Source organism: Variovorax sp. GW821-FHT09A10 (assembly GCF_059418385.1).
The window spans coordinates 184865-208242 of sequence record NZ_JBWKPT010000003.1; the positions used below are offsets into that span (position 1 = coordinate 184865).

26 protein-coding genes are annotated in these 23378 nt (G+C 66.2%); 16 read left to right on the top strand and 10 right to left on the bottom strand.

The genetic code is table 11. The features are described 5' to 3' along the window. Nucleotides 1-17: 17 nt before the first annotated feature. From AC07Q9_RS14225 to AC07Q9_RS14260, 8 genes are all read left to right on the top strand, one after another. The gene (locus AC07Q9_RS14225; RefSeq protein ID WP_495310207.1) at nucleotides 18-458 is read left to right on the top strand and encodes a GNAT family N-acetyltransferase; all 441 of its coding nucleotides are present in this window, start codon (nucleotides 18-20) and stop codon (nucleotides 456-458) included. Nucleotides 459-646: 188 nt separating this feature from the next. Continuing rightward, the gene (locus AC07Q9_RS14230) at nucleotides 647-2344 is read left to right on the top strand and encodes a serine hydrolase domain-containing protein (RefSeq protein ID WP_495310209.1); all 1698 of its coding nucleotides are present in this window, start codon (nucleotides 647-649) and stop codon (nucleotides 2342-2344) included. 62 nt (nucleotides 2345-2406) lie between these two features. Beyond that, entirely contained in the window at nucleotides 2407-2823 is a 417-nt protein-coding gene (locus tag AC07Q9_RS14235) for a VOC family protein (protein WP_062480009.1), read from the top strand. A gap of 55 nt (nucleotides 2824-2878) precedes the next feature. Then, nucleotides 2879-3088 carry a DUF4287 domain-containing protein gene (locus AC07Q9_RS14240; protein ID WP_495310212.1) on the top strand — a complete coding sequence of 70 codons (210 nt, stop codon included), beginning with the start codon at nucleotides 2879-2881 and terminating at the stop codon, nucleotides 3086-3088. A 101-nt stretch (nucleotides 3089-3189) separates the two neighbouring features. Further along, nucleotides 3190-3561 (top strand): VOC family protein, encoded by a 372-nt coding sequence (locus AC07Q9_RS14245; protein ID WP_495310214.1) that lies wholly within the window; start codon nucleotides 3190-3192, stop codon nucleotides 3559-3561. Between the two features lie 73 nt (nucleotides 3562-3634). Beyond that, nucleotides 3635-4159, top strand: coding sequence for a sigma-70 family RNA polymerase sigma factor (locus AC07Q9_RS14250; protein ID WP_495310215.1), 525 nt, complete (start codon nucleotides 3635-3637; stop codon nucleotides 4157-4159). Continuing rightward, nucleotides 4156-5151 (top strand): FecR domain-containing protein, encoded by a 996-nt coding sequence (locus AC07Q9_RS14255; RefSeq protein ID WP_495310216.1) that lies wholly within the window; start codon nucleotides 4156-4158, stop codon nucleotides 5149-5151. The genes AC07Q9_RS14250 and AC07Q9_RS14255 overlap by 4 nt, the downstream gene beginning before the upstream one ends. A gap of 129 nt (nucleotides 5152-5280) precedes the next feature. Then, entirely contained in the window at nucleotides 5281-7788 is a 2508-nt protein-coding gene (locus AC07Q9_RS14260) for a TonB-dependent siderophore receptor (protein ID WP_495310217.1), read from the top strand. 124 nt (nucleotides 7789-7912) lie between these two features. On the opposite strand, the gene AC07Q9_RS14265 is transcribed toward AC07Q9_RS14260, so the two are convergent. Further along, a complete protein-coding gene (locus tag AC07Q9_RS14265) occupies nucleotides 7913-8830 on the bottom strand; it encodes a LysR substrate-binding domain-containing protein (protein ID WP_495310218.1) in 918 nt (305 codons plus the stop codon). 85 nt (nucleotides 8831-8915) lie between these two features. Between AC07Q9_RS14265 and AC07Q9_RS14270 the strand changes: the two genes are divergently transcribed. Then, nucleotides 8916-10010 carry a threonine aldolase family protein gene (locus AC07Q9_RS14270; RefSeq protein WP_495310220.1) on the top strand — a complete coding sequence of 365 codons (1095 nt, stop codon included), beginning with the start codon at nucleotides 8916-8918 and terminating at the stop codon, nucleotides 10008-10010. 62 nt (nucleotides 10011-10072) lie between these two features. Next, nucleotides 10073-11053 (top strand): tripartite tricarboxylate transporter substrate binding protein, encoded by a 981-nt coding sequence (locus tag AC07Q9_RS14275; protein WP_495310222.1) that lies wholly within the window; start codon nucleotides 10073-10075, stop codon nucleotides 11051-11053. A gap of 91 nt (nucleotides 11054-11144) precedes the next feature. On the opposite strand, the gene AC07Q9_RS14280 is transcribed toward AC07Q9_RS14275, so the two are convergent. From AC07Q9_RS14280 to AC07Q9_RS14290, 3 genes are all read right to left on the bottom strand, one after another. Continuing rightward, complete coding sequence (locus AC07Q9_RS14280) at nucleotides 11145-11576, bottom strand: VOC family protein (protein WP_495310224.1); 432 nt, start codon at nucleotides 11574-11576, stop codon at nucleotides 11145-11147. A gap of 80 nt (nucleotides 11577-11656) precedes the next feature. Then, complete coding sequence (locus tag AC07Q9_RS14285) at nucleotides 11657-13138, bottom strand: ankyrin repeat domain-containing protein (protein WP_495310225.1); 1482 nt, start codon at nucleotides 13136-13138, stop codon at nucleotides 11657-11659. A 59-nt stretch (nucleotides 13139-13197) separates the two neighbouring features. Further along, a complete protein-coding gene (locus tag AC07Q9_RS14290; protein WP_495310227.1) occupies nucleotides 13198-13707 on the bottom strand; it encodes a hypothetical protein in 510 nt (169 codons plus the stop codon). 212 nt (nucleotides 13708-13919) lie between these two features. Here AC07Q9_RS14290 and AC07Q9_RS14295 point away from each other — a divergent pair, with 212 nt between their 5' ends. Next, nucleotides 13920-14312 carry a VOC family protein gene (locus tag AC07Q9_RS14295; protein WP_495310228.1) on the top strand — a complete coding sequence of 131 codons (393 nt, stop codon included), beginning with the start codon at nucleotides 13920-13922 and terminating at the stop codon, nucleotides 14310-14312. 71 nt (nucleotides 14313-14383) lie between these two features. On the opposite strand, the gene AC07Q9_RS14300 is transcribed toward AC07Q9_RS14295, so the two are convergent. Then, on the bottom strand, nucleotides 14384-14740 hold the full coding sequence (locus AC07Q9_RS14300) for a winged helix-turn-helix transcriptional regulator (protein ID WP_495310230.1): 357 nt from the start codon (nucleotides 14738-14740) through the stop codon (nucleotides 14384-14386). 142 nt (nucleotides 14741-14882) lie between these two features. Between AC07Q9_RS14300 and AC07Q9_RS14305 the strand changes: the two genes are divergently transcribed. From AC07Q9_RS14305 to AC07Q9_RS14315, 3 genes are read left to right on the top strand one after another with little or no spacing between them, the layout of a single operon-like run. Further along, on the top strand, nucleotides 14883-15443 hold the full coding sequence (locus AC07Q9_RS14305; protein ID WP_495310232.1) for a (2Fe-2S)-binding protein: 561 nt from the start codon (nucleotides 14883-14885) through the stop codon (nucleotides 15441-15443). 1 nt (nucleotide 15444) lies between these two features. Then, the gene (locus tag AC07Q9_RS14310; protein ID WP_495310233.1) at nucleotides 15445-16434 is read left to right on the top strand and encodes an FAD binding domain-containing protein; all 990 of its coding nucleotides are present in this window, start codon (nucleotides 15445-15447) and stop codon (nucleotides 16432-16434) included. Beyond that, on the top strand, nucleotides 16431-18608 hold the full coding sequence (locus tag AC07Q9_RS14315) for a xanthine dehydrogenase family protein molybdopterin-binding subunit (protein WP_495310235.1): 2178 nt from the start codon (nucleotides 16431-16433) through the stop codon (nucleotides 18606-18608). The genes AC07Q9_RS14310 and AC07Q9_RS14315 overlap by 4 nt, the downstream gene beginning before the upstream one ends. Before the next feature lie 67 nt (nucleotides 18609-18675). Here AC07Q9_RS14315 and AC07Q9_RS14320 read toward each other — a convergent pair whose 3' ends face one another. Together AC07Q9_RS14320 and AC07Q9_RS14325 are read right to left on the bottom strand one after the other, a co-directional pair. After that, nucleotides 18676-18987, bottom strand: a complete 312-nt coding sequence (locus AC07Q9_RS14320) for a hypothetical protein (RefSeq protein ID WP_492676609.1) — start codon at nucleotides 18985-18987, stop codon at nucleotides 18676-18678. A 133-nt stretch (nucleotides 18988-19120) separates the two neighbouring features. Beyond that, on the bottom strand, nucleotides 19121-20014 hold the full coding sequence (locus AC07Q9_RS14325) for a LysR family transcriptional regulator (protein WP_495310237.1): 894 nt from the start codon (nucleotides 20012-20014) through the stop codon (nucleotides 19121-19123). 88 nt (nucleotides 20015-20102) lie between these two features. Here AC07Q9_RS14325 and AC07Q9_RS14330 point away from each other — a divergent pair, with 88 nt between their 5' ends. Both AC07Q9_RS14330 and AC07Q9_RS14335 read left to right on the top strand, forming a co-directional pair. After that, on the top strand, nucleotides 20103-20921 hold the full coding sequence (locus AC07Q9_RS14330; protein ID WP_495310238.1) for an NAD(P)H-dependent oxidoreductase: 819 nt from the start codon (nucleotides 20103-20105) through the stop codon (nucleotides 20919-20921). Between the two features lie 95 nt (nucleotides 20922-21016). Next, entirely contained in the window at nucleotides 21017-21406 is a 390-nt protein-coding gene (locus AC07Q9_RS14335; RefSeq protein WP_062481469.1) for a DUF427 domain-containing protein, read from the top strand. 120 nt (nucleotides 21407-21526) lie between these two features. On the opposite strand, the gene AC07Q9_RS14340 is transcribed toward AC07Q9_RS14335, so the two are convergent. The 3 genes from AC07Q9_RS14340 to AC07Q9_RS14350 all read right to left on the bottom strand — a co-directional run bounded on the left by AC07Q9_RS14340 (nucleotide 21527) and on the right by AC07Q9_RS14350 (nucleotide 23302). Then, the gene (locus AC07Q9_RS14340; protein ID WP_095947133.1) at nucleotides 21527-21907 is read right to left on the bottom strand and encodes a helicase SNF2; all 381 of its coding nucleotides are present in this window, start codon (nucleotides 21905-21907) and stop codon (nucleotides 21527-21529) included. A gap of 246 nt (nucleotides 21908-22153) precedes the next feature. Then, nucleotides 22154-22963 (bottom strand): APH(3'') family aminoglycoside O-phosphotransferase, encoded by an 810-nt coding sequence (locus AC07Q9_RS14345; protein ID WP_495310239.1) that lies wholly within the window; start codon nucleotides 22961-22963, stop codon nucleotides 22154-22156. A 3-nt stretch (nucleotides 22964-22966) separates the two neighbouring features. Next, the gene (locus tag AC07Q9_RS14350) at nucleotides 22967-23302 is read right to left on the bottom strand and encodes an SMR family transporter (RefSeq protein WP_095947131.1); all 336 of its coding nucleotides are present in this window, start codon (nucleotides 23300-23302) and stop codon (nucleotides 22967-22969) included. Nucleotides 23303-23378 lie beyond the last annotated feature (76 nt).

Genomic DNA, 23378 nt, shown 5'->3' on the forward strand with positions numbered 1-23378 from the left:
CAACCGCCCCTCATCGAATGGAAAGCATCACATCACTTTCTCTGGAGAACATTTCCGAGTTCGTGCCACTGTATCGCTCAGTTTTCAATGCACCCCCTTGGAATGACGGCTGGACGGAGGCAGTAGCTGCTGAGCGGCTTACAAGTTTTGCGCAATCACCCGCGTTTCAAGGCATGGGCTTGTCAATGCATGGAGAAGCCATTGGCCTTGTTCTGGGCTGGGGCGAGCGTTGGGTGCAAGGCTGGGTTTTTCACATCAAAGAGATGTGCATCCATGAACGTTACCAAGGGCAAGGATTCGGCGCGAAGCTCATGCGGGGCTTCGAGGAGCACCTTCAAGCGCGCGGCTTCATGAGTGCGAATCTTCAAACCGGCGAATCAGTTCCCGCGAGGAAATTCTATGAAGGCCTCGGCTACAAGCAGTGCGGATACGTCAGCCTGCTCAAGAAGCTCGGTTGAAGCTGTATGTCGGCTCAGGCCCCCTCTTGCGCCGTCCATCGTGCAGCAGGCCGCGCACAGCATGGGCGGCAATGCGAGACTCGCGACAGGCCTCGATGACTGCGGCGTCGGGTTTCTGGTGAGCGTGCCGAACACGGACTTCCGGGCCGGCTGAACACTGCCATGCAGGAATGGCGAAGGACTCGCGCATGAAGAAGAAGGCTTCTGACACCCTGGGGTTCGCGCTGCGTTGCGGCGCGCTGCTGCTTTCGGGCCTGCTGGCCTTCGGCACCGCATGGGCACAGCCCCCCAGCTTCGCGACCGACCCCGCCGAGTTGGCGCGCATGGCACTGCGCGATGAACGCGGCTCGGCCTCGGTCGGCGTGTTGCACGCGGGTCAGGCACGCTTTGCCTTTCTGCAGAACGACGGCGGGGCCATTCCGCCCAATGGCGATGCGGCAGATGCAGTCGACGCCAATGCCCAGCCGCTCTACGAGATCGGCTCGATCAGCAAGGTCTTCACCGGCCTGCTGCTGGCGCAGAGCGTGGAGCGCGGCGATCTGGCGCTGGACGACAACCTGGGCGCGCTGCTCGAGGGCAAGGCCGGGCTCTCGCCGGCAGTCGCCGCCATCACGCTGCGCCAGCTCATCACGCACAGCGCCTGCCTGCCGTGGGACCCACCGGACTTCGAGGGCTACGCTTCGGGCGATCCCTTTTCGAGATTCAGCCGCCGCCGCTTGCTGGCAGCGTTGTCCAACCAGCCCATGACCGCCGCGCCGCCCTGTGCGGCGGCGTACAGCAACTTCGGCCTGGGGGTGGTGGGCCTGGTGCTCAGCGAGCGCTACGGCAAGCCTTGGCAGCAGCTGGTGCACGAGCACATCACCGGCCCGCTCGGCATGCAAGACACGGTGCAAGACCTCGGCGACAAGGCCGCGCGCGTGGCCCCGGCCTTCAACCACAAGGCCGCCGCCCCGCTGTGGGACTTCGATGCCCTGGCCTCCGCAGGTGCGTTGCGCTCCACACCCTCCGACCTGCTGATCTTCAGCCGCGCCTTGATGGCCGGCCGCAGCGGCCCGCTCGGCCCCGCCGTCGAACGCCTGCTCACGCCGCTGGGCCGCTACCGCGAAAGCGAGATCGGCTACGCCGTGATGATGCGCGGGCCGCCAGGCAAGCGCACCTACTTCCACTCCGGCATCACCGGCGGCTTCCGCGCGCTGTGGATGATGGCGCCCGATACACAAGAGTCCGTGGTGGTGCTCGCCAGCAGCGCGCATGCGCAGCCGGGGCGGGTCTTCACTGCCCTCGCGGCCAGCCGGTATCCGGTGGCCCTGTCGCCTGTCACGCTCGATGCCGCGTCATTGGCCACGTACGCGGGCGTGTACCAGGTCGACCGAAACATGGCCTTCACCTTCGTGCCGCAAAACGGCAACCTGTACCGCCGCGCCAGCGCGGGCGGTTACCGGCCACTGCGGCCGGCAGGCAACGACACCTTCATCGACACCGAGGTGGGCGCGGTCTACGTCTTCGCCCGCGAGAACGGCGCGCTGGCCCGCGTGGACATCACGCAGGGCGGCGGTCGCCTGCGGGCCACGCGCACCGACAAGGCCGCGCCGGCCGTGGCGGTCGTGGCGCCTGATCTCGAGGCGGACTACGCAGGCCGCTACCACCTCGCCCGGACCTTGCGGCGTAACCTCGATTTCGACGTGAAGGTCGAGGGCGGCCAGCTCGGCGTGCGTTCGGGCAACTGGGAACGCAGGCCCGTCTTCCCGATGGCGGATCGAACCGATCGCTTCGCCTACGAGAACGCGCGCAGCCAACTGCAGTTCGAGCGCGACGCCGAGGGCAAGGTGGTCGCGCTCGTGCTGTACGAAGGCGGCGAGTTCCGCATGCGGCGCTCGGCGGACTGAGTCCAGTCCTCGCGCGCGGTGGCCCGGCGATTTACCATCGCTGATTTTTGCGATCGCACCCCATGCATCAATCACTTGGCCTGGTGTCCCTCGTGGTCCCCGACTACGACAAGGCGCTCGAATTCTTCGTCGGCACGCTGGGCTTCGAACTCGTCGAAGACACGCCCGTGCCTGCGCAAGGAAAGCGATGGGTCGTGGTCAAGCCGCAGGGCGGAACAGGGGCGTGCCTTCTCCTGGCGCAAGCGTCGGCGCCAGAACAGCAACGCGCCATCGGCGACCAGGCTGGCGGCCGCGTGTTCCTGTTCCTGTACACGGACGACTTCTGGCGCGACTACGAAAAGTACAAGGCCGCAGGCGTCGAATTCGTTCGCCCGCCAGAGGAACAGCCACACGGGGTCGTGGCGGTGTTCAAGGACCTGTGCGGGAACATGTGGGACCTGATCCAGCCCAATGCCAGCAACAGGAGCTGGCAGCTGTAAGAATGCCCTCCTACCGTTGCACGAACCTCACTCTCCACCTGCGAAAGAACTGCCCATGACCGAGACCGCCAAGGTAAAAGGACCCGCCTCGTACTTCCCCTCCATCGAGAAGACCTACGGCCAGCCGATCGCACATTGGATGGGCATTCTTCAGGCTGCGGGTCCCCTCAAGCACATGGAGCTCGTGAGCCAGCTCAAGACCCAGCACCAGATGGGTCACGGGCATGCGAATGCGTTGGTTGCAGCGTTTCTTGCGAAAAAGTAGCACGCGCGATCGGCGCCAAGAATGCAGACCTTTGGCGCACGGAGGTGCGAATGGCCAACGACGCGTTCCCTTTTCGTCGAGCAGTTCCACCAGGAGGCACCATGCAGCTTCACACCGCCCGCATCTTCGTCCAGGACCTCGCCCTCGCCTCCCGCTTCTATGAAGACACCCTCGGCCTGCCCCTGAAGGCCGACGGACGCAAACAGGGCTTTTGCGTATTCGACGCAGGGCCAATCAGCCTTGTCGTCGAGTGTGTCGAAGCAGATGCCCCGCCAGAAGACCAAGCACTGGTCGGTCGCTTCACAGGCCTGTCTTTCGACGTGGAAGACATCCAGTCGAAGTACGCAGAACTCTCTTCACTCGGCGTGGCCTTCAGCGGCCACCCCGAGCCGCAGTCCTGGGGTGGCATCCTCGCCACATTGCGCGACCCCGCCGGCAACGAGCTTCAACTGGTGCAGCAGCCCCGAACGTAGCCATTGGTGCACAGTCGTCATACAATGAGAATAATTCTTATTTGGATGGCCTGGCCTCCGCACTACGTCCGCCATGGCCGCCGATCCCGCTCTGCACCCGCACATCCACACCCTCTATAGCGAGCACCACGGGTGGCTGCAGGGCTGGTTGCGCAGGAAGCTCGGCAATGCCTTCGACGCTGCAGACCTCGCACAAGACACCTTCCTGCGCATCCTCACCGCGCCAGACCACACGCCCGAGAAGCAGTGCGACTGGCAATTGCGGGAGCCACGTGCCTACCTGACGGTCGTTGCCAAGCGGCTGCTGGCCAACCTGTACCGCCGGCGTTCGCTGGAGCAGGCCTACCTCGATGCTTTGAGCGCGTTGCCCGAACCGCTGGCGCCCTCGCCCGAGCAGCAGGCGATCATTCTCGAAACCCTGCAGGAGATCGACGCGATGCTCGACGGCCTGGCGCCGCCGGTGCGCCAGGCCTTCCTGATGGCACAGCTCGAAGGACTCGGCTATGCGGAGATCGCTGCGAAGCTGGGCGTGAGCGAGCGCACCGTCAAGCGCTACATGGCCGAGGCCATGGCCCGCTGCATCCTGCTTGCCGCGTGACGGTGCAACGCACGATGGCGGTCGTGGTCGACAAGGCCGTCGCCTTTCAGGCGGCGCAGTGGTTCGTTCTGTTGCAGTCGGGCGAGGCCACGGCGGCCGATCGCACGCAATGGACGCGCTGGCGGGCAGCCGACCCCGCGCACGAAGCGGCCTGGCAGCGCGCCGAGCAAGTCAGCGGCAAGTTCGGCACGCTGCCGGGCGCGCTGTCGATGCCGGTGCTGGGCCGAGCGGTGCGAAGCGACCGCCGCACCGCCGCCAAGGCACTCGCCGTGCTGCTGACTGCGGCGCCCGCCGGTTGGCTGGCGTGGCGTGCGTCGCCAGCGCGCGAATGGCTGGCCGACCACCGCACCGCCACGGGCGAACGCCGCGAACTGCGACTTGCCGACGGCACGCGCATCCAGCTCAACACCGCGACGGCCATCGACGTGGCCTACGGCACGACGCAGCGCCTGGTGCGGCTGCATGCGGGCGAAATACTCATCGAGACGGCACCCGATGCCGTGCCCTCTTCCGACGCCGCCTACCGCCCCTTCATCGTCGAGACCGCGCAGGGGCGCCTGCGTGCGCTGGGCACGCGTTTCGTGGTCCGGCAGCACGAAGGCGATCGCAGCCATCTGACGGTGCTCGACGGCGCGGTCGAGGTTCGCCCCGACCACGCACGCAGCCTGGTGGCGGTGGTGCGTGCCGGCGAGCAGGCCATGTTCTCTTCGGCGGCCGTCGGCGAGATCACGGCAGCAGCGCCCGATGCCGACGATTGGTCGCGCGGTGTCCTGCGCGCCAGGAACATGCGGCTGCACGACTTCCTCGCCGAGCTGGGCCGCTACCGGCCCGGCGTGCTGCGTTGCGATCCGGCGGTGGCCGACCTGCGCGTGTCGGGCGTGTTCCAGCTGCGCGACACGGGCCCGGTGCTCGACAGCCTGCCGCAGGCCTTGCCGGTGGACGTGCTCTTTCGCACGCGCTACTGGGTCACGGTGGTGGCGCCGGGCGGTTGAGGCATCGGGTGCCGGCAGCGATTTCGGCCGCTGCGATTTTTTCTGTCGCGGCCTGTCCCCTTTTTTTTCCTCGCGTGTGAAGCCTTGAGGAACAGCAACTTCACACCCTTGCAGGAGAGAGAGAAATCCATGGCCCGTCGCCGACCGTCCCCCCTTAATTCCGACGCCGTCTCGTTGCGTGCGCTGTCGCTCGCCGTGCATGGCGCGTTGTTCGCCATGGCGTGCGCCGCCGCGGGGACGGTCGCCGCGCAGACACCGGGTTTGCCCAACGCACCAGCCGCACAAGCCGAAGCACGCAAGGCCTACAACATCGCACCCGGCCCGCTCGACGAGGCGCTGTCGAGCTTCGCCGCCTCTGCCGGTGTGAGCATCACGATTCCGCCTGCCCTCGCGCAGGGCAAGCGCTCGCCCGGCCTGCAGGGCCAGCACGCCGTGGGCGAAGGCTTCGCGCGGCTGTTGGCCGGCTCGGGCCTCGAGGCGGCGGGCGGTGCGGGCGGCGCGTATGCGCTGCGCCGCTCGAGCATCGGCGGCCCTGCAGACACCGGCGCCGACGGCAGCACCACGCTCGCACCGGTCACCGTCACGGCCGAGGCCGAACGCAGCGCCACCACCGAAGGCACGCGCTCGTACACGGCGCGCGCGCTGACGCTCGGCAAGGGCGAGCAGGCGCTCAAGGACATTCCCCAGTCGGTCAGCGTGATCACGCGCCAGCGCATGGACGACCAGGGCCTCGTCGACCTACGCGATGCGGTCAACAACGTCACGGGCGTGGTGGGCGTCAAGGGCGTGGGACCGGGCATGGTCCTCACGTCGCGCGGCTTCCAGATCGACGCCTGGCAGTACGACGGCGTGCCCGTGCCGCGCAACATGTACTCGCTGGGCAACTGGGCCACCGAAGACACGGTGTTCTTCGACCGCGTGGAAGTGCTGCGCGGCGCCTCGGGCCTGCTGCAGGGCACGGGCAGCCCGGGCGGCGCGATCAACCTCGTGCGCAAGCGCGGCCAGCCCGAGAAGACGCTCACGCTCACCGGCAAGGCGGGCTCGTGGGACCACTACGGCGCGCAACTCGACGCCGGCGGTCCGCTCAATGCCGAAGGCACGCTGCGCGGCCGCGTGGTGGTCGACGAAGACCGCAGCCACTCGTTCACCGACTACGTGTGGCGCAAGACGCGCTCGCTCTACGGTGCCATCGACTACGACATTTCGCCCGACACCACCGTCGGTTTCGGCGTGAGCCACTCGCACGCCAAGGGGCGTCCGATGCTGCGCGGTTTTCCGCGCTACCCGGACGGCACCGACATCGGCCTGCCGCGCTCCGTGTTCACCGGCGCCCTGTGGAACCACAGCGACGTCGAGCAGACCACCGTGTATGTCGACGCCGAGCACCGCTTCAACGACAACTGGAAGCTGAAGTTCTCCGCGCTCGGCATGAACGAGAAGAACAGCGCGCAGCACCAGCGCATGCACGGCGACGTGCAAGCCGACGGCAGCGGGCTGAACTTCGCCGACTGGGACACCCGCTTCGATTCGCGCAAGCTCGGCTTCGACGTCTACCTGCGCGGGCGCTTCGACGCGCTGTCGATGCAGCACGACCTGACCATCGGCGCCAACTACTCGAAGTTCGAGTCGACCGACCGGTATGCGCGCCGGTTCAGCGGCGGCGGCAACATCTTCGCCATCGACCACAACCGCCCGGCGCAGAACTACGACACCATCATGGCGGCGGGCGGCGGGAAGAGCCACACGCACTACGACGTGCGGCAAAAGGGCATCTACGGCAGCTGGCGGGCCCAGCTGGCCGAGCCGCTCACGGCCATCGTCGGCGCGCGCCTGAGCTGGTACGACTACCTCTATTCGAGCCAGTCCGCGGGCTTCACGAGCACCGTCAGCACGTCGGGCGAAGTGACGCCGTACGTCGGCCTCGTGTTCGCGCTCAACAAGCAATGGTCGGCCTACGCGAGCTACACCGACGTGTTCGAGCCGCAGACCGAGCGCACCGTCTCGGGCGAGGGGCTCAAGCCCATCATCGGCAGCAACTACGAGGTGGGCCTCAAGGGCGAACTGATGGACGGCCGCCTGAACACCTCGCTGGCCGTGTTCCGCTACAACCACACCAACCGCGCCGTGACCGACCGCGACGGCGGCTTTGCCTGCGACGGCTGGTACTGCTCCAAGTCGTCGGGCAAGGTGCGCAGCCAGGGCTTCGAGGCCGAGGTCAGCGGCGAGGTCGCGCCGCGGCTGCAGCTCACGGCGGGCTACACCTACAACACCACCAAGTTCCTCGAAGACCCGGACAACAAGGGCCAGGTCTTCAGCCAGTGGACACCCAAGCACATGCTGCGCGTGTGGACGAATTACCAGCTGCCCGGTGACTGGAGCCGGCTCAGCGTGGGCGGCGGCTTCAGCATCCAGAGCCACACGCTGGGCTACGACCGCACGTACAAGGTGCCCGGCTTCGCCGTGTGGAGCGCACGCCTGGCCTACCAGCTGACGCCGGAGGTGGCGCTGGCCGTCAACATCAACAACGTCTTCGACAAGCGCTACTACATCCCGGCCTACAGCGAGGCCAACGGGAACAACAACTACGGCGATCCGCGCAATGTGCTGTTCACGGTGAAGTACACGCCGAAGCTGTGAGTTGTGGGGAAGGGGCGCGCGGGTGGCGTGGTCCCTTCTTCGTTTTCGATGGCCGGAAATGGGAGGAGCGCTGATTGCCCCCCGGCGACTCGGCATGCGACAGCGCAGCGAACCGTCGCTGCGCTCAGCTGCGGTACGGGCGAATGTGATCCAGTTCAGTTTCGATGACGCCGCGCACGACATCCTTGAACGCCGACGCAAGCCGGGAACCAGGAGCATCGGGCGCAAGCAGGATCGCAAGGCGCACCGCTATTGCGGGTTTGAACGTTCGCACCTCGAAGTCGAAATTGCGCTGCTCCTCAAGCGCTGCCAGCGGATTGATCACGCTCACGCCCAGACCCGCAGCAACCAGTGAACATACGGAGGTGCCCAAGTCGGACTCCAGCACCGTGCGGGTTCTCACACCCGCGGCAGCCAACACCTGATCGACGCGCTCCCTGGGGCCGCTGCCCAGTGGGAACGAGATGAAGGCCTCGCCGTCGAGGTCCGATGCCCGGACGAACTTGGCCCGCGCCAGACGGTGGTTGCGGGGGAGCAGCGCGACGCAGTCCATGCTGAACAGTGACTCGACCTGCATGCCTGGTGGATCATCGCCATACAGGATGGCAAGGCCCAGATCGCACAAGCCCGAAGTCACCCAGGTGTTGACGGTGGTGGCCGCTCCTGAGTGAATGGTGACCAGCGTCTCGGGGTGGTTGCGCTTGAAGCCGGCGACCGCGTCACTGAGGATGCCCCCAGCGATTCGCGCCATGGCTGCGACGGCAAGGCGATCGCCACCGAACGTGCGAATGTTTGAAGCCGCGGACTCCAGGCTTTGCAGGCCGGCGAATGTCTTCTCGACTTCCTGGAAGAAGCGCTTCCCGTCCAGCGAAGACACCAGACGGGTGCCACTGCGCTCAAAAAGCGGAAAGCCCGTAATCGCCTCCAGCTGAGAAACGAGACGGCTCACCTGGGGCTGCGACGTGTGAAGCCGTCGTGATGCTTCGGTCATCGAACCGGTCTGCATGACGACACGAAACGCCTCAATATGCTTCAAGGTCATTCGGCGACTGCTCATATCAATATTGTATGAGGCACTCCGAGATACGCATTTGCAGTATCAGGCGCCAGAAAGAATACTTGCGTCCATGCCAGACAAGACCACGCAAGTTGTTGACCCGCAGTTGCCGCGCAGCCCGTACCTGGGTGCGCCCATGGTGGATCTGCGCAGCGACACCGTGACACTGCCCACACCGGCGATGTACGACCGCATGCGAACGGCCGCGCTAGGAGACGACGGCCTGGACGGTGACCCTACCGCGCGCGCGCTCGAGGTACTGGTTGCCAAGACGCTGGGCAAGGCGTCCGGTCTGTACGTGCCGACTGCCACGATGGGAAATCTCCTGGCGGTACTGACGCAGGCTGAGCGCCAGTCGCAGGTGGTGCTGGAGGCATCTGCGCACATGCTCGTCTCGGAGCGCGGAGGCCCCTTGTTCGGCGGCGTGACCTACACCGGTATTCCTGGCGTCGCCGGTGCGATGGACCTCGAGCAGCTGACGTTGGCGCTCAAGCCATCCGGCGCGTTGCGCACAGAACTGGTCTGCATGGAAACCACGCACGTCAACGCGGGCGGGGCCGTGCTTCCGCTTGATCACATGGAGGCAGTTTGGAACGCCTCTCGGCGCGCCGGGGTGCGCGTACACCTCGATGGCGCCCGGCTCTTCAATGCAGCTGCGGCGCTGAATGTCGATCCCGCCGCGATCGCATGCCATGCCGACACGGTGTCCATCTGTCTTTCCAAGGGCCTCAGTGCGCCTGCGGGCGCAGTACTCGCTGGGCCGTCTGACACGATCGTCCATGCCAAGCGGTTGCGCAAGATGCTCGGGGGCACACAACGCCAGACTGGCGTGGTTGCTGCAGCAGGCCTGGATGCGGTCGCAACGATGGCCGGCCGGCTGGCCCAGGATCATGCGTTGGCATCGCTTCTGAGTGAAGCATTGCAGGGCGTGTTGCCCGAGTCGGTCGTTGTCAGCACGCCGGCGACGAACATCGTCTTCGTCGACCTGCCCGAGGCCGTCGCAGACAGCGCCGCCTGGGCTGAGGCGCTCGAAAAAAACGGGGTCCTGATCCGGCCGTGGGGCGTGCGGCGGATCCGCCTTGTCACGCACCGTCACATCGACGCGAACGCCGTGAGTACCGCAGCGGCCGGATTCCGGCGTGCCGCGCAATCGCTGCTTGCCTGAACGAGTCCTCGCGAAAACGCACATCCCATCGAACACAGTGATTGCCAAATAGGAGTTTGACCATGCCGTACCTCTGCCGCCGTGAATTCATCGCCTCCACCTTCTTGATGACCACCGCTCTGGTGAGTGGCAAGGCATTGGCCAATGGCTTTCCCAATCGCCCCATTCGCTTGATCGTGCCGTATGGCCCCGGAGGCGGTTCCGATTTTGTCGGGCGCCTGATCGCGCAAAAGCTGACTGAAACGGCCGGATGGAATGTCGTTGTGGACAACAAGGCGGGTGCCGCTGGACTGATCGGCACGGATGCTGTGGCCAAGAGTGCTGCGGATGGATATACGTTGTTCCTTGCCGACGCTGCGCACGCTACGAATGCGGCGGTGCAGCCCAAGCTCTCGTTCGATCCAGTCAGCGATTTCGCGCCACTGACGCTCGTGGGATCTTCGCCGCAACTGTTGGTGGCGCACCCTTCGCTTCCAGCCAACTCCCTTCGAGAATTGCTGGCGCTCCCGCGTGATCAGGTCCGCCAATTCGGTGTGGGCACACCAGGCCAGGGGTCTGTACCCCACCTGCTGTACGAGACGCTGAAGCTCAAGACCGGGATGGAACTGGTGCATGTGCCCTACAAGGGCGGCAGCCTCGCCTTGACCGATGCCGTCGGTGGACAGATTCCCATGGTGATCAACTCCGTGCCCGCCTGCATGCCGCACATCGAAGCGAAGCGGCTGAAGGTACTTGCCATCGCCAGCGCTACGCGGCATCCGAAACTGCCCGCCGTGCAGACCTTCTCCGAAAGCGTTCCAGGTGTTGAGGGAAGTGCCTGGTATGGCGTGATGGCACCTTCCAAGGTCCCCGCAGGCTCGCTGCAACAGTTGAACGCAGCCATCGACAAGGTGCTGGATCTGCCTGAAGTCAAAGCCAAGCTGGGAAGCTCTTTCGTAGACCCCATGCCCCGAGGGCCTCAGGAATTTTCCAAGTTCTTGAACGAAGAAATTGCACGCTGGAAATCGGTTGTCAAACAGACGGGGGTCACGATCAGCAGCTGAGGTCGTTTCGCTTTGGCGTCGCCGCCATTCGGACAAGACGAACCGCCCCACGTCGGTAGTTGCAGTCACTTTGACGAAGCACCGCGAGCAGTCAAAACCTGATCCGCACCGAAGCCGCACTCCGATCGGCCACGCCGTGAAACACGGCCTCGATGTTGTTGCCGTCCGGGTCCAGCACGAACGCCGCGTAGTAGCCCGGGTGGTAGAGGCGCTCACCTGGCGGGCCGTTGTCCCGCCCGCCGTGCGCCAACGCAGCCTTGTAGAAGGCATCCACCATGGGCCGGTCTTGCGCCTGGAACGCGATGTGATGGCGTCCGGTCAGCGCGCCCTGCACTTCCTCGCTGCCGGGCGCCGAGACGAAGAGTTCATCGGCCCAGAAGTTGTGTTCGTCGGAGCCGCCCATCGGGATCTTCAGCGCTTCGAAGACGGCGCTGCAGAAGGCCTTGCTGGCCGCCAGGTCGCGAACGACCAGTCCGATGTGGTCGATCAGGCGGCCGCGATGCAATTCTTTTTGTGTACTCATGAAGCGCTCCTGTCGGTGGAGGTCGGAGTGGCGGAATCTACCAAAGCCAACCTCGGATATCGAGCGACAGGGTTTGCATCTCAGGGTCGACTCGGCTTCAGCAATTTCTTCCATGCGGCCAGCGACGCGCCATGCGATGGCGGGTGCGCCTGCAGCCATGTCTGCGCCGATGCGTGCGGCGGGTAGTGGCTTCGCAGCGCCGGATCGGCACCTGCCGCCACCAGCAGCCGCGCGATCTCGAGGTGGTTGCGCGCCACCGCGCGCATCAGGGCGTTGTCTGTCCAGAACCCGGCCGGCGGCAAGGCGCTTTCATTGCCGGGCGCGGGTGCGAACGGCAACCGGCCGACAGGCAGCGCGGCCTGCGGCAAAGTCGGTGAACCTGCCTGCGGCGCGAGCGAAGCGTCGTTACAAGGAGGCGGCAGCACATGGACCAGGCGAGGCAGCCCCGACGAGGTGTGCGGCTGCGGCACCAGCTCGCTGCGCAGCGGCGCGGGGGTCTGGTGGTTCACGTCGACGCCCAGGGCCAGCAAGGCCCGCACGGCCTCCACGTTGCCGGCATCGACCGCGGACGCCAACGGGGTCATGCGTCCGCACGCGACGGTTTCGAAGGCGCGGTAGGCGGCCAACGCGTCTTGCGGCTTCTGCTGCAGGATCAGCAGGTAGACCCGCGCCTCGGCCGGTGCCCCCGCTTCGAGGGACGGCCACTGCGGCGGGTCCATGGCCCGGTGCAGCAGGCGGGCGGCCTGCAGATGCCCCTGCGTCGCCGCTGCGCGCACGGCGCGCTCGGTCGCCGGCAGGCCCTGCGCCAGCAGCAGGCGAACGATCCCCGCATCGCCGCCCCTGGCCGCTGCATCGAGCGCGTTGTGCCCATCGGCATCGGTGCCCCGCACTGCATCCGGCGCCATGGCCGCCAAAAGCTGCCGGACGCTTTCCAGGCTGCCCTTCTCCGCTGCCATCGCCAGCGCCGACGCACCCTGCGCATCGCGCACATCAGGACGGGCACCGGCGGCGAGCAACAGCCGCACGCGCGTCGGGTCGTGCGCATGCTCGATCAGCGGCGGGTTCGAGCTCGCGGCGTTGGGGTCCGCGCCCGCAGCCAGCAGCGCCCGGATGACCCAGGTCGTGCGCGCGAAGAACAACGGAAGGCCGCTGTTGCGATCGGGCGTGTCGGGGTTCGCGCCCGCCTTCAGCAGCAGCGCCAGGGTCTGGCGGTGGTCGATGGCGTGCGTGTCGCTGATGCCGCCGGAGCCCGCGAACTTGGCTGCGCGCAGCAGCGCCGTCTCGCCGTCGTTGGCGTTGCGGTAGTTCACATCGGCTCGGCGACGCAGCAGCAACTTCACCATCTGCGCGTTGCCTTGCTGTGCGGCCTTCATCAACGGCGAGTCGCCGAGGTTGAAACCGTAGCCCTGCACATCGTTGACACCAAAGCCCCGCGCAAGAAATGCCTCGACCTCGCGGAGGCGACCGCGCTCCAGGGCATCGAAGAACGCGATCTGTGCTTGTGCGGACGTCGTGTCACCTGCAGGTTCGGCCTCAGCGGGGTGTGCGGGCATGTGGAGCATGAAAGCTGATGCGAGGGTGATGCACCAACGAAGGGACGGGTTTCGTGGGAACACTGGGGTCAGGCCTCGCTGGCCTGTCGATCGATGCCCGCCACGAGGCCTTGCAGCCACAGGCGGTGGTCACTGAAGGTGCCCAGCCGCTCCTCGGCTTCGTCCCTCGCGGCCAGATGCTCATCCAGGCACCGGAACCCGACCAGCCGTGCGGCCTCGCGCAGAACGTCCTCGGGCACATCGTTTTCATACAGCGCGTCGAAGCGGGTCAGCCAGAAGCCTTGCTCCGTCAACGCGATCCGCTCGAACGCGCGAGGGTCTTCCACGCTGAACTCGATGAACTCCAGGCCACCCAGATGCGCGCGCACGCCAGTGACCCGGCTGCTGCAATCCCACAGTGGAACCCATGGCGGCCCGTCAGGTGCACGGGCACCGTGGTACGCGAGGAACGGAGGCCCCAGGCAGACCGTGCGGAACGCTTCATGGAGGCACTCGCCCATCGCCAACTGCACCAAGGGCGCGGACGCGCCGAGCCGCTGCAGTGTCGACATTCGCAAAGTCTCTGCCACCACCGTCATCCTGCGTCCTCCTTGATGTGCTTTCGGCCGATGTTAGCCATGCCCGCCCCCCGGCCTAGAAGCGCCCCATGAAACAGCCGCGCGTCACCGAACAGGGTACCCACCGCACTGGCATCGCCTCCGCCGCAGGCGTAAGCTGACCACCGCCCGGCCAGCCAAGGCCATGCCGCCTGGCGGCACCCGCTGCGCCGCACTGTGCGAAAGGACCCACCATGCTGTCCGACTCGTCTGTCACGACCATGCTTCCGGTGAAGGACATGGACCGCGCGCGTGCTTTCTACGAAGGCTGCCTGGGCTTGAAGGCCGGTGGCTTGCGGCCCGACGGCAAGTTCGTCTACACGGTGGGCGGCAGCACGCTCGCGCTGTTCCCCAAACCCGAGGGGACCAAGGCCGACCACACGGCGATCAGCTTCCAGGTGCCGGACATCGCCGCCAGCATCGACAAGCTGAAACGCGCCGGCGTGGTGTTCGAGGACTACGACTTTCCCGAGCTGAAAACCGTCAACCATGTCTGCGTGCTCGGCTCGGAGAAGGCGGCCTGGTTCAAGGACACTGAAGGCAACTACCTTTGCATTCACGAGGACATTGCGCAGGCCCAGCCGTAGGCGGCTTGACCGCTTGTTCCATCGTACCGACCGGATCGTCGGCATCGCCCGTGAAGACTGTTGATTCCCGTCTACTCGTGACCGGTGGAGTCTTTCAACGGGTATGCAAGCCCTGCCCCCCAATCGGCGAGAGGCCATAGGGCGTCGTCCAGCGCAGCGCCCATTTCGGTTGCCGAGTATTCAACCCGGGGCGGGCTTTCTGCAAAGGTCTTGCGGCAAATGATGCCGTCCTCTTCCAGTTCCCGCAGCTGCTGGGCAAGCACCTTCCCGCTGACGTCAGGCAGGCACCGCCTCAAGTCTGTGAATCGCATCACCTTTGCGACCTTGATTTCCCACAGGATGCTGGCTTTCCATTTTCCTCCGATGACCTCGATCGCGGAGCCGAGGCCACGGCTGTATCGCTGTTTGTCTTGTGATTCTTTTTTCATACTTACCAATCAGTAAGTACATAACCAAATGGTAAGTACTTGTCATTTTCGATAGTTTTTTTAACATGCAAATCGGCGATCAACTCTTTACCAAGAGAGGTCTCAGGGGTTTTCAAATTGATTTTTCTTGATGGAGACACGCATGGATTCTTTGAGCCCTCATCTGCACGAGACAAGAACGGCACACCCTGCGTTGCACGCAGAGCAGGAATTCGCGAGCAGCCCCCTGGATGCGATCCCTGTCACTCTGCGAGTGAACGGGTCGGACCGTTCGCTGCCCCTTGACCCGCGCGCGACGTTGCTCGACGCACTGCGCGAACGCCTTGGACTCACGGGCACCAAGAAGGGCTGTGACCGCGGTGAATGCGGCGCCTGCACGGTGCATATCAACGGACACCGCGCACTCAGTTGCATGACGTTGGCCGTCATGGCGGATGGCAAGGAGGTGACCACCATCGAGGGTCTCTCACCCGAAGGCGAACTGCATCCGATGCAGGTGGCATTCATCGAACACGATGCCTTGCAGTGCGGGTACTGCACGCCCGGGCAGATCATGTCGGCGGTTGCCCTGATCCGCGAGGGCCATGCCGGTTCGAAGGATGAGATCCGTGAATTCATGAGCGGCAACATCTGTCGTTGCTCCGCATATCCCCAGATCGTTCAGGCGGTGCACATGGTTGCGAATGCCGGCGGAGACAACTGACATGCAGACCTTCAGCTATGCACGACCGGCCACGCTGGCGGACGCCATCGACGCCACCTCTCAAGCAGGCACATGGGCCATCGCCGGTGGCACCGAACTCGTCAACTGGATGAAGGAAGGCATCGCCTCCCCCCGTCGCCTGATAGACCTCAATCACATCCCGGGTCTCGACCTCATCGAGGCCGACGACCGCGAACTGACGATCGGTGCACTCGCGCGCATGAGCGACGTCGCGGCACACCCGTCGGTGTGCCACGACTTCCCTGCCATCTCCGAGGCTTTGCTGAAAAGTGCATCGGCACAACTTCGCAACATGGCCACCATGGGTGGCAACCTGATGCAACGCACACGGTGTCCCTACTTTCGAGCGGAAGCAGAACTTCCTTGCAACATGCGGCGAGCGCGCAGCGGTTGTGGGGCAATGGACGGCGAAGACCGCGCGGGCGCGCTGTTCGGCTGGAACACGCATTGCATCGCGACCCACCCTTCGGATGTCGCGGTGGCCTTGACTGCATTGGATGCCGATGTGGTCGTCCAGGGGCCCGGCGGGCAGCGGCGCATCGCAATGACGGCGTTGTATCGCGCCCCGGGTGAAACGCCCGGCAACCCCACGGTGCTGGATGCGGGTGAACTCATCGTTGCCATCTCGGTGCCGCTCTCGCAGACGGCTCGCCTTTCGCGCTACGTGAAGATTCGTGAGCGAGCGTCCTACGAATTTGCGCTCGTCTCGGCCGCCGCCGGGGTGACGCTCGACGGCGAGGTGATCCGTTCAGCACGCATCGCTCTTGGAGGTGTCGCTCACAAGCCTTGGCGGCTGAACGCCGCCGAGCATGCACTCAAGGGCCTCGCTATTACCGACTCCGCGGCACTCGGACGAGCGCTGGAAGAGGACTTCGCCTCGGCACGCCCCGGGCGCCAGAATGCCTTCAAGCCCGAGCTTGCCAGGCGAGCCGCCATCCGGGCCTTGCAAACTGCGGGAGGTGCGGCATGAGCGGCGGCCTCATCGGCAAGGCTGTCAATCGGCTGGACGGGCCGGACAAGGTGTCGGGGCGCGCACGCTATACCGCGGACACCTTCGTGGCAGATGCGACACACGCGGTGATCGTGACGGCAAGGTGCGCCAAAGGAACGATCACCCGTTTCAACCTGACGGACGCGCTGGCCGCACCGGGCGTTATTCATATCTTCACGCACCTCAACACGCCGCGGCTCGTCAGCATCAAGGACTACCCGCTGGCGTCGCAGCATCTGCTGCCACTGCAGGACGACCGCGTGATGCACGATGGCCAACCCGTGGCGTTGGTCGTGGCCGATACGCTGGAGCACGCAACGGAGGCCGCCCGGCGTGTCGAAGTGCTGTACCGGAAAATTCCTTTCAATGTCGGCTTTCTCCCCGGCATCGATCGCGCCGAAGTGGCACCTGCCTTCTTCGATGTACCGCCCAACAAGAGTTTCGGCGACGTGGCCGCGGCATGGACCGAAGCAGACGCGACAGTGGATGGCGTCTACACGACCTCGGACCGGCATCACAACCCCATCGAACTTTCGGTGACCCTTGCCATTTGGAACGACGGCCATTTGCTGGTCCATGACGCGACACAAGGCGTCGTGGATACGCGCAACGTGCTGGCACGTGCACTGGGGCTGGACCCGGCGAACGTCCGCGTGCGGAACGAGAATCTCGGCGGCGGCTTCGGCTGCAAGCACTACGGCTGGCCGCACCAGATCCTGGCGGCGATGGCTGCGCGCGAACTGGGGCGACCGGTCAAGCTCGTGCTGACACGTGCACAGTCCTTCACCGGCCATGGCCATCAACCGGCCACCCGGCAAAGGGTCAGGCTCAGCGCCCGCGCCGACGGCGCCTTGACCGGCATTCGCCACGACACCATCGCGGCCGCCTCCCGGGCCGGCGACCATGTCGAGGGTGCGGGCTGGGAGACGGCGCCGCTGTATGCGTGCCCATCCGTCATGACCACGCACAGCATCGTGCGGCTGGACCGCAGCGCGCCCTGGTCGATGCGGTCACCGTTTGGCGGTGTCGGCCTCGTGTCGGTCGAGATCGCCATGGACGAGCTGGCCTTCACCTTGGGCATGGACCCGCTTGCGCTGCGGCTGAAGAACCATGCGGATTTCAACCCGGTGGACGGACGCGCCTTCTCCTCCAAGAAGCTGCGCGAGTGCTATGAGGTCGGTGCCCGCCGGTTCGGATGGGCGGATCGCTCACCCGCGCCGCGCTCGATGCGCGCAGGCCGCGACCTGGTCGGCTATGGCATGGCAACCGCCATCTTGCCGGCGTATCGCTACCCGGCGAAGGTCCGGGTCAGCATCGACCGAACGGGGCAGGTGCTGATCGAGGCCAGCACGCAGGAAATCGGCACGGGCACGCGCACGGTGTTTCCGCAGATCGCGGCAGATGTGCTGGGCATTCCGGTCGAACGCGTCACCATCGAACTGGGCGACACGGCACTGCCGACGTCGCCTGTCAGCGGCGCGTCGGCGACAACCATGAGCGTCGGCGCTGCGGTGATGGACGGCGCGCTGAAGCTCAAGGCCCTGCTGGCACAGGCTGGCGCCAGTGAACCCGCGGACTTTCCGGGCGCGCTGGCCCGGCTCGACGCCAGCCAACGCCTCTCGGCCGACGGCGAATGGACGCCGGGCGAAACTGCTGGAGCCATCTTCAGCTTCGGCGCGATATTCGCCGAAGTCCGGATCGACGAGGACCTCCCGATCCCGCGCGTCAGCCGCATCGTTGCGGTGTACAGCGCCGGAAAAATCGTCAACCCCAAGACAGCGCACAGCCAGATGACCGGCGGCATCATCTGGGGACTGGGGCAGGCGCTGCTCGAGCGATCGGAAACGGATCTGCGACTGGGGCGTTTCATGTCGAAGAATCTCGCGGGATATCTGGTGCCGGTGAATGCCGATGTTCCCGACATCGACGCGTCCTTCGTCGAGGAATTCGATACCCAGTCGTGCCCGTTCGGGGGGCGCGGCATCGGTGAACTCGGCGCCATCGGCGTCGGCGCGGCCGTCGCCAACGCCGTCTTTCATGCGACAGGCCATCGCGTGCGCGATCTGCCGATCCGTCCGGAACACCTCATGGAATCCAGCACGACAGGCACGGAAGCTTCACACGCCGCTTCTGGGAGAGCCGGGCATGGTTGAGGTTGAAGGTGCAGTCCTTCGATGGCACCTTCTCGTCGTCCGTACGCAATCAGGATCGGTCATCCGGCTAGTCCCACGCAGGAAGCTGCTGCAAGGCGTCGGTGGGGCGATCCAGAATGTCGACGCCAGCAAAGGCGGTCCCACCCGGCAAGAGCCGGGCGTCGCAAATGACTTCCCAGCCGTGGCTTTCGGTGCGCCGTGCCAGGCACACCTCCTCGCCAGCCGCAAGGAGCTTGACGCATTCGCCGACGCTGACGCGCTGTGCCGTGCCGAGAGAAAACTCCGTCGAACCGAACTCCTTCTCCACGACCGGGTGAATGGCGACGAGGTCCACCTTTGCGTCCTTGAAGTGAACCGCGGTAATTGCGTGCTGGGCCATCTTCGACCTCCATTCGTGCAGAGAGAGCCCCGACAGGCTCACACTTCGACTGTACGCCCGCGGCGGCAAGCGCTGCGCCGTCATGGCGGAAAGCCGATGCCGGCGAAGGGGGCGGCCCGCTCGCCAGCCGGCGCTACACGCTGCGGGCGATCTGCTCGCGCAGCCACCGATGTCCCGGGTCGCGATGCCGCCGCTCGTGCCACAGCATCGCCATCTCGTAGCCCGGCACGTCGAGCGGCGCTTCCACCACGCGCAGCCCCGGCGCGCCGCGCGCCAGGCGCTCGGGCAGCATGGCCACCATGTCGGTGCTGGCGAGCACGGACATCATGAAAAGGAAGTGCGGCACCGACAGCGCCACGCGCCGCGTGAGGCCCTGCGCCGCCAGCGCCTCGTCGGTGGGCCCGGCAAAGCCGCCGCCGCTGAGCGACACCACCACATGCTCCAGCGCGCAGAACTGCGCGAGCGTGGGCCGGCGCTTCAGGCGCGGGTGCCCTGCCCGTCCGGCCAGCACGTAGCGCTCGTGGAACAGCACGCGCCGGTGCAGGCCGGGCGGCGCGCCCACGCTGGTGTGGAAGAACAGGTCGATCTCCGCCTGCTCGAGCTGGCGCGCCATGCGCGTCGGCACGGCGTCGACCACGGCCAGCCGCGTGTTGGGCGCCGCCGCGCGCAGGCCGGCCAGCGCGGGCAGCAGGATGGCCGACTCGGCGTAGTCGGCCGCGGCCACGCGCCAGGTGGTGGTCGCCTTGGCCGGGTCGAAGGGCTGGCTGGGCGCCACCGCGCGGCCCAGCGATGCGAGCGCTTCGCGCAGCGGCTCGCGCAGTTCGTCGGCGCGTGCGGTGGGCCGCATGCCGCGCTGCGCGGGCACGAGCAGCGGGTCGTCGAAGAGCTCGCGCAGCTTGGCGAGCTGCACGCTCACCGAGGGCTGCGAAAGGTTCAGGCGCTCGGCCGCGCGGGTCACGTTGCGCTCGGCCAGCAAGGTGTCGAGCGTGACCAGCAGGTTGAGGTCGATGCGGCTGAAATTGTTCATGGCGATACCTGGAATTCAAACTATTCATTTCCAATATAGCGCGGCAATCCCTAACCTGAGGGCATCTTCACTCGAACCCTTTGACACCGTGAACATCCTGCTGGTCCTTGCCCATCCCGAAGCCGCCTCGCTGAACGGCTCGCTCCATCGCTTCATGGTCGAACGCCTCACGAGCGCCGGCCATTCCGTGCGCGTGTCCGACCTGTACGCGATGCGCTGGAAGCCCGCGCTCGACGCCGACGACTTCCCCGCGCGCGACACCGCCGCGCCCTTCGACCCCGTGCGCGACTCGCTGCGCGCCTTCGAGGGCGGCACGCAGACCGCCGACATCGCCGCCGAGCAGGAGAAGCTGCTGTGGGCCGACACGGTGATCCTGCAGTTCCCGCTGTGGTGGTACTCGATGCCCGCCATCCTCAAGGGCTGGATCGAGCGCATCTACGCCTACGGCTTTGCCTACGGCGTGGGCGAACATTCCGATACACACTGGGGCGACCGCTTCGGCGAAGGCACGCTTGCCGGCAAGCGCGCGATGCTGGTGGTGACCACCGGCGGCTGGGCCTCGCACTACGCCCCGCGCGGCATCAACGGGCCGATGGACGAGCTGCTGTTCCCCATCCACCACGGCATCCTCTACTACCCCGGCTTCGACGTGCTGCCGCCCTTCGTGGTGCATCGCACGGGCAAGGTCGATGCCGCAGCCTATGCGCGCATCACCGGCGAGCTGGGCGAGCGGCTCGACACGCTGTGGAGCACCGACCCGATTGCGTTTCGCCCGCAGAACGGAGGCGACTACGAAATTCCGGCGCTCACGCTGCGCGAACACATCGCGCCGGGCCGCGCGGGCTTCGGGGTACACCGCAAAAACGGCGAATCTGAAACTTTGGTTTTCGAACCCGGCCGCCTTTAACCACGCCGGGAACAGGTGGATTCGCAAGAGACTTCAAATCGTCGCGACATCGCAGCAAGATGCGCATCCGCCGATTCGTCCGAAGGAGCTTGTCCATGTTCGCCACGCCAGAACGCACCGTCAAGATTCCGGGCCCCGACCATGCGATCACCATCACGCCGAATCCGTTGCGCGTGGTGGTGTCGGTGGGAGGCCATGTCATTGCCAGCTCGCGCGAGGCACTGACCTTGCGCGAATCGCATTTCGGCACGGTGCATTACCTTCCGCGCAAGGACGTGCGCATGTCGCTGCTGGAGCGCACCACGCATGCGACCTACTGCCCGTACAAGGGCGAGTGCGCCTACTACAGCATTCCAGCGGGCGGCGAGCGCTCGGTGAATGCCGTGTGGACCTACGAGTCACCCTACGAATCGGTCGCGCCGATCAAGGACTACGTGGCCTTCTACCCGGACCGCGTGGGCACGATCGAAGAACGCTGCTTCTGACGACCGCCCCACCCCGTTCGTGAAAAAACCGGCCCTTGCTTTCGCAAGGCCGGTTTTTCTTTCCCTGGCCCGCCGACACCCGTCCCGTGGGGCCGAGTGGGCGTGCCTATCGCCGATCGGTTACAGCGGCAGTGCCTCGCCGCGTGCAGCGGCACGGGCCTCGGCGCGCACGCTGGCGCGGTCCAGGCCGCTGGCCAGCACCGGGGCCACGCGGGAGGTCACGGCTTCGCTGTAGGGGTTCTCGCTGCGGGCGGCCACCACGGCCTGGGCGCGCACAGCGTCACGGCTCACGGTCGACACGAACACCTGTGCGGGGCCTGCCTCGGCGCCGGTGGCATAGGGGTCGGCGCTGTGCGCGGCCACGACGGCTTGTGCGGCGACGTCAGCGCGGCTGGCGGCCGAGGTCAGGCGATGCACGCCTTCGTAGGTTTCAGCGTGGGCGGCACCGGCGACGGCCATCAGGGCAACAGCAACGGCGGAGAGGATCTTCGAGGCGTTCATGGCGGTTTCCTTCTTCAATTCAGTTCAGTAGTACAAGTGTTGGCTTGGATGGTTTGAACCGGTCTTGGGTGGGTCACCGTCCCTCTTCTTGAAGGGCGGCCAACTCGCTCGGGGCCTGTTCATCCGGGTCGGCTTTGGGGGCCGGTCCGTGAGATGAATTGTGCGGCGGGATCTAGGTAAAAACCCACAGCAAAAAGAACCACGGCGTTCCCGAAAAGGAAACAATGCGGCGCCCCTGCACGGCCTTCAGCCCCAGGTCAGCGGGTCGAGCCGAAGATAGAAGTCGAGCCGGCCGTCGTCGGGCGCGTCGATGCCCAACTGCGTGAAGAGCGAAGCATGCGCGGCGCGCGCGTCGGCCGCATCGCGCCAGCTCTCGCGCGCATTGCCCAGCAGCAGCGACAGGTCGACGCACCGGTCCGCCGTGCCCAGCCGCCCCACGTCGATGAGGCCCGTGCATTGCAGCGTCTGCGGGTCGACCAGGAAGTTCGGCAGGCAGGCGTCGCCGTGGCACACGACGCGGTCTTGCGCTTCCTGCGCGAGTCGGTGCGTCAGGTCGGCGTGCAGCCGTGCCAGCAGCAATGGCGGCGGCACGTCCTGCTGGTCGGGGTCGAGGAATTCCGGGTTCACCGCGCCGCGTGCGACAACATCGGCGGCGCGGTCGTACATCGCCGACAGCGGGCGCGCAAACGGGCACTCGCCCGCCGGAATCTCGTGCAGCGCGCGCAGGCGCCGCGCCATCGACGGCCAGGCACGCAGCAGCTCGGCCGCCGGCAGGTCGCTGGCCGGCACGCCCGGCACCGCGGCCGTGACCAGGCAGGCGCCCTCGGGCGTCGCGCGCCAGTCGAGCACGCGCGCGGAGCCGACGTTGTACGGCGCGAGCCACTCGGTGCGCCGGCGTTCCTCGTCGAGCTGCGCCGCGCCCGCACCTAGCGACACCTTCGCGAAGGCCGCGCCGTCGCTGCGGCGGAACACCGCATCGCCCGACTCGCCCTCGCTGACCGGCGTCCACGTCGTACCGGCGGGCAGCCGGGGCAGCAGCTGTTCAATCGTGCCCATGCCTCAGTGCCCCACCGACTTCGAGAACACGTTGACCACCACCACGCCCGCGATGATCAGCCCGAGCCCGACGATGGCCGGCGCATCGAGCGTCTGGCCGAACCAGAGCCAGCTCACCACCGAGATCAGCACGATGCCCACGCCCGACCAGATCGCATAGGCGATGCCGGTGGGCAGCACGCGCAGCGCGAGCGAGAGAAAGTAGAACGACACCGCGTAGCCCACCACCGTGGCCACGCTGGGCCAGAGCCTGGTGAAGCTGTCCGAGGCCTTGAGGAAGCTGGTCGCGAGCACTTCGACGACGATCGCGACAGCGAGGTATGCATAGGTCAGGGTCATCGCCGGACTCTAATCGCGCGCAGTCCGTGCGGCCTCGGTGGCCTTGCGCGATCCGGGGCCGAAGGCGCGTGCGTTT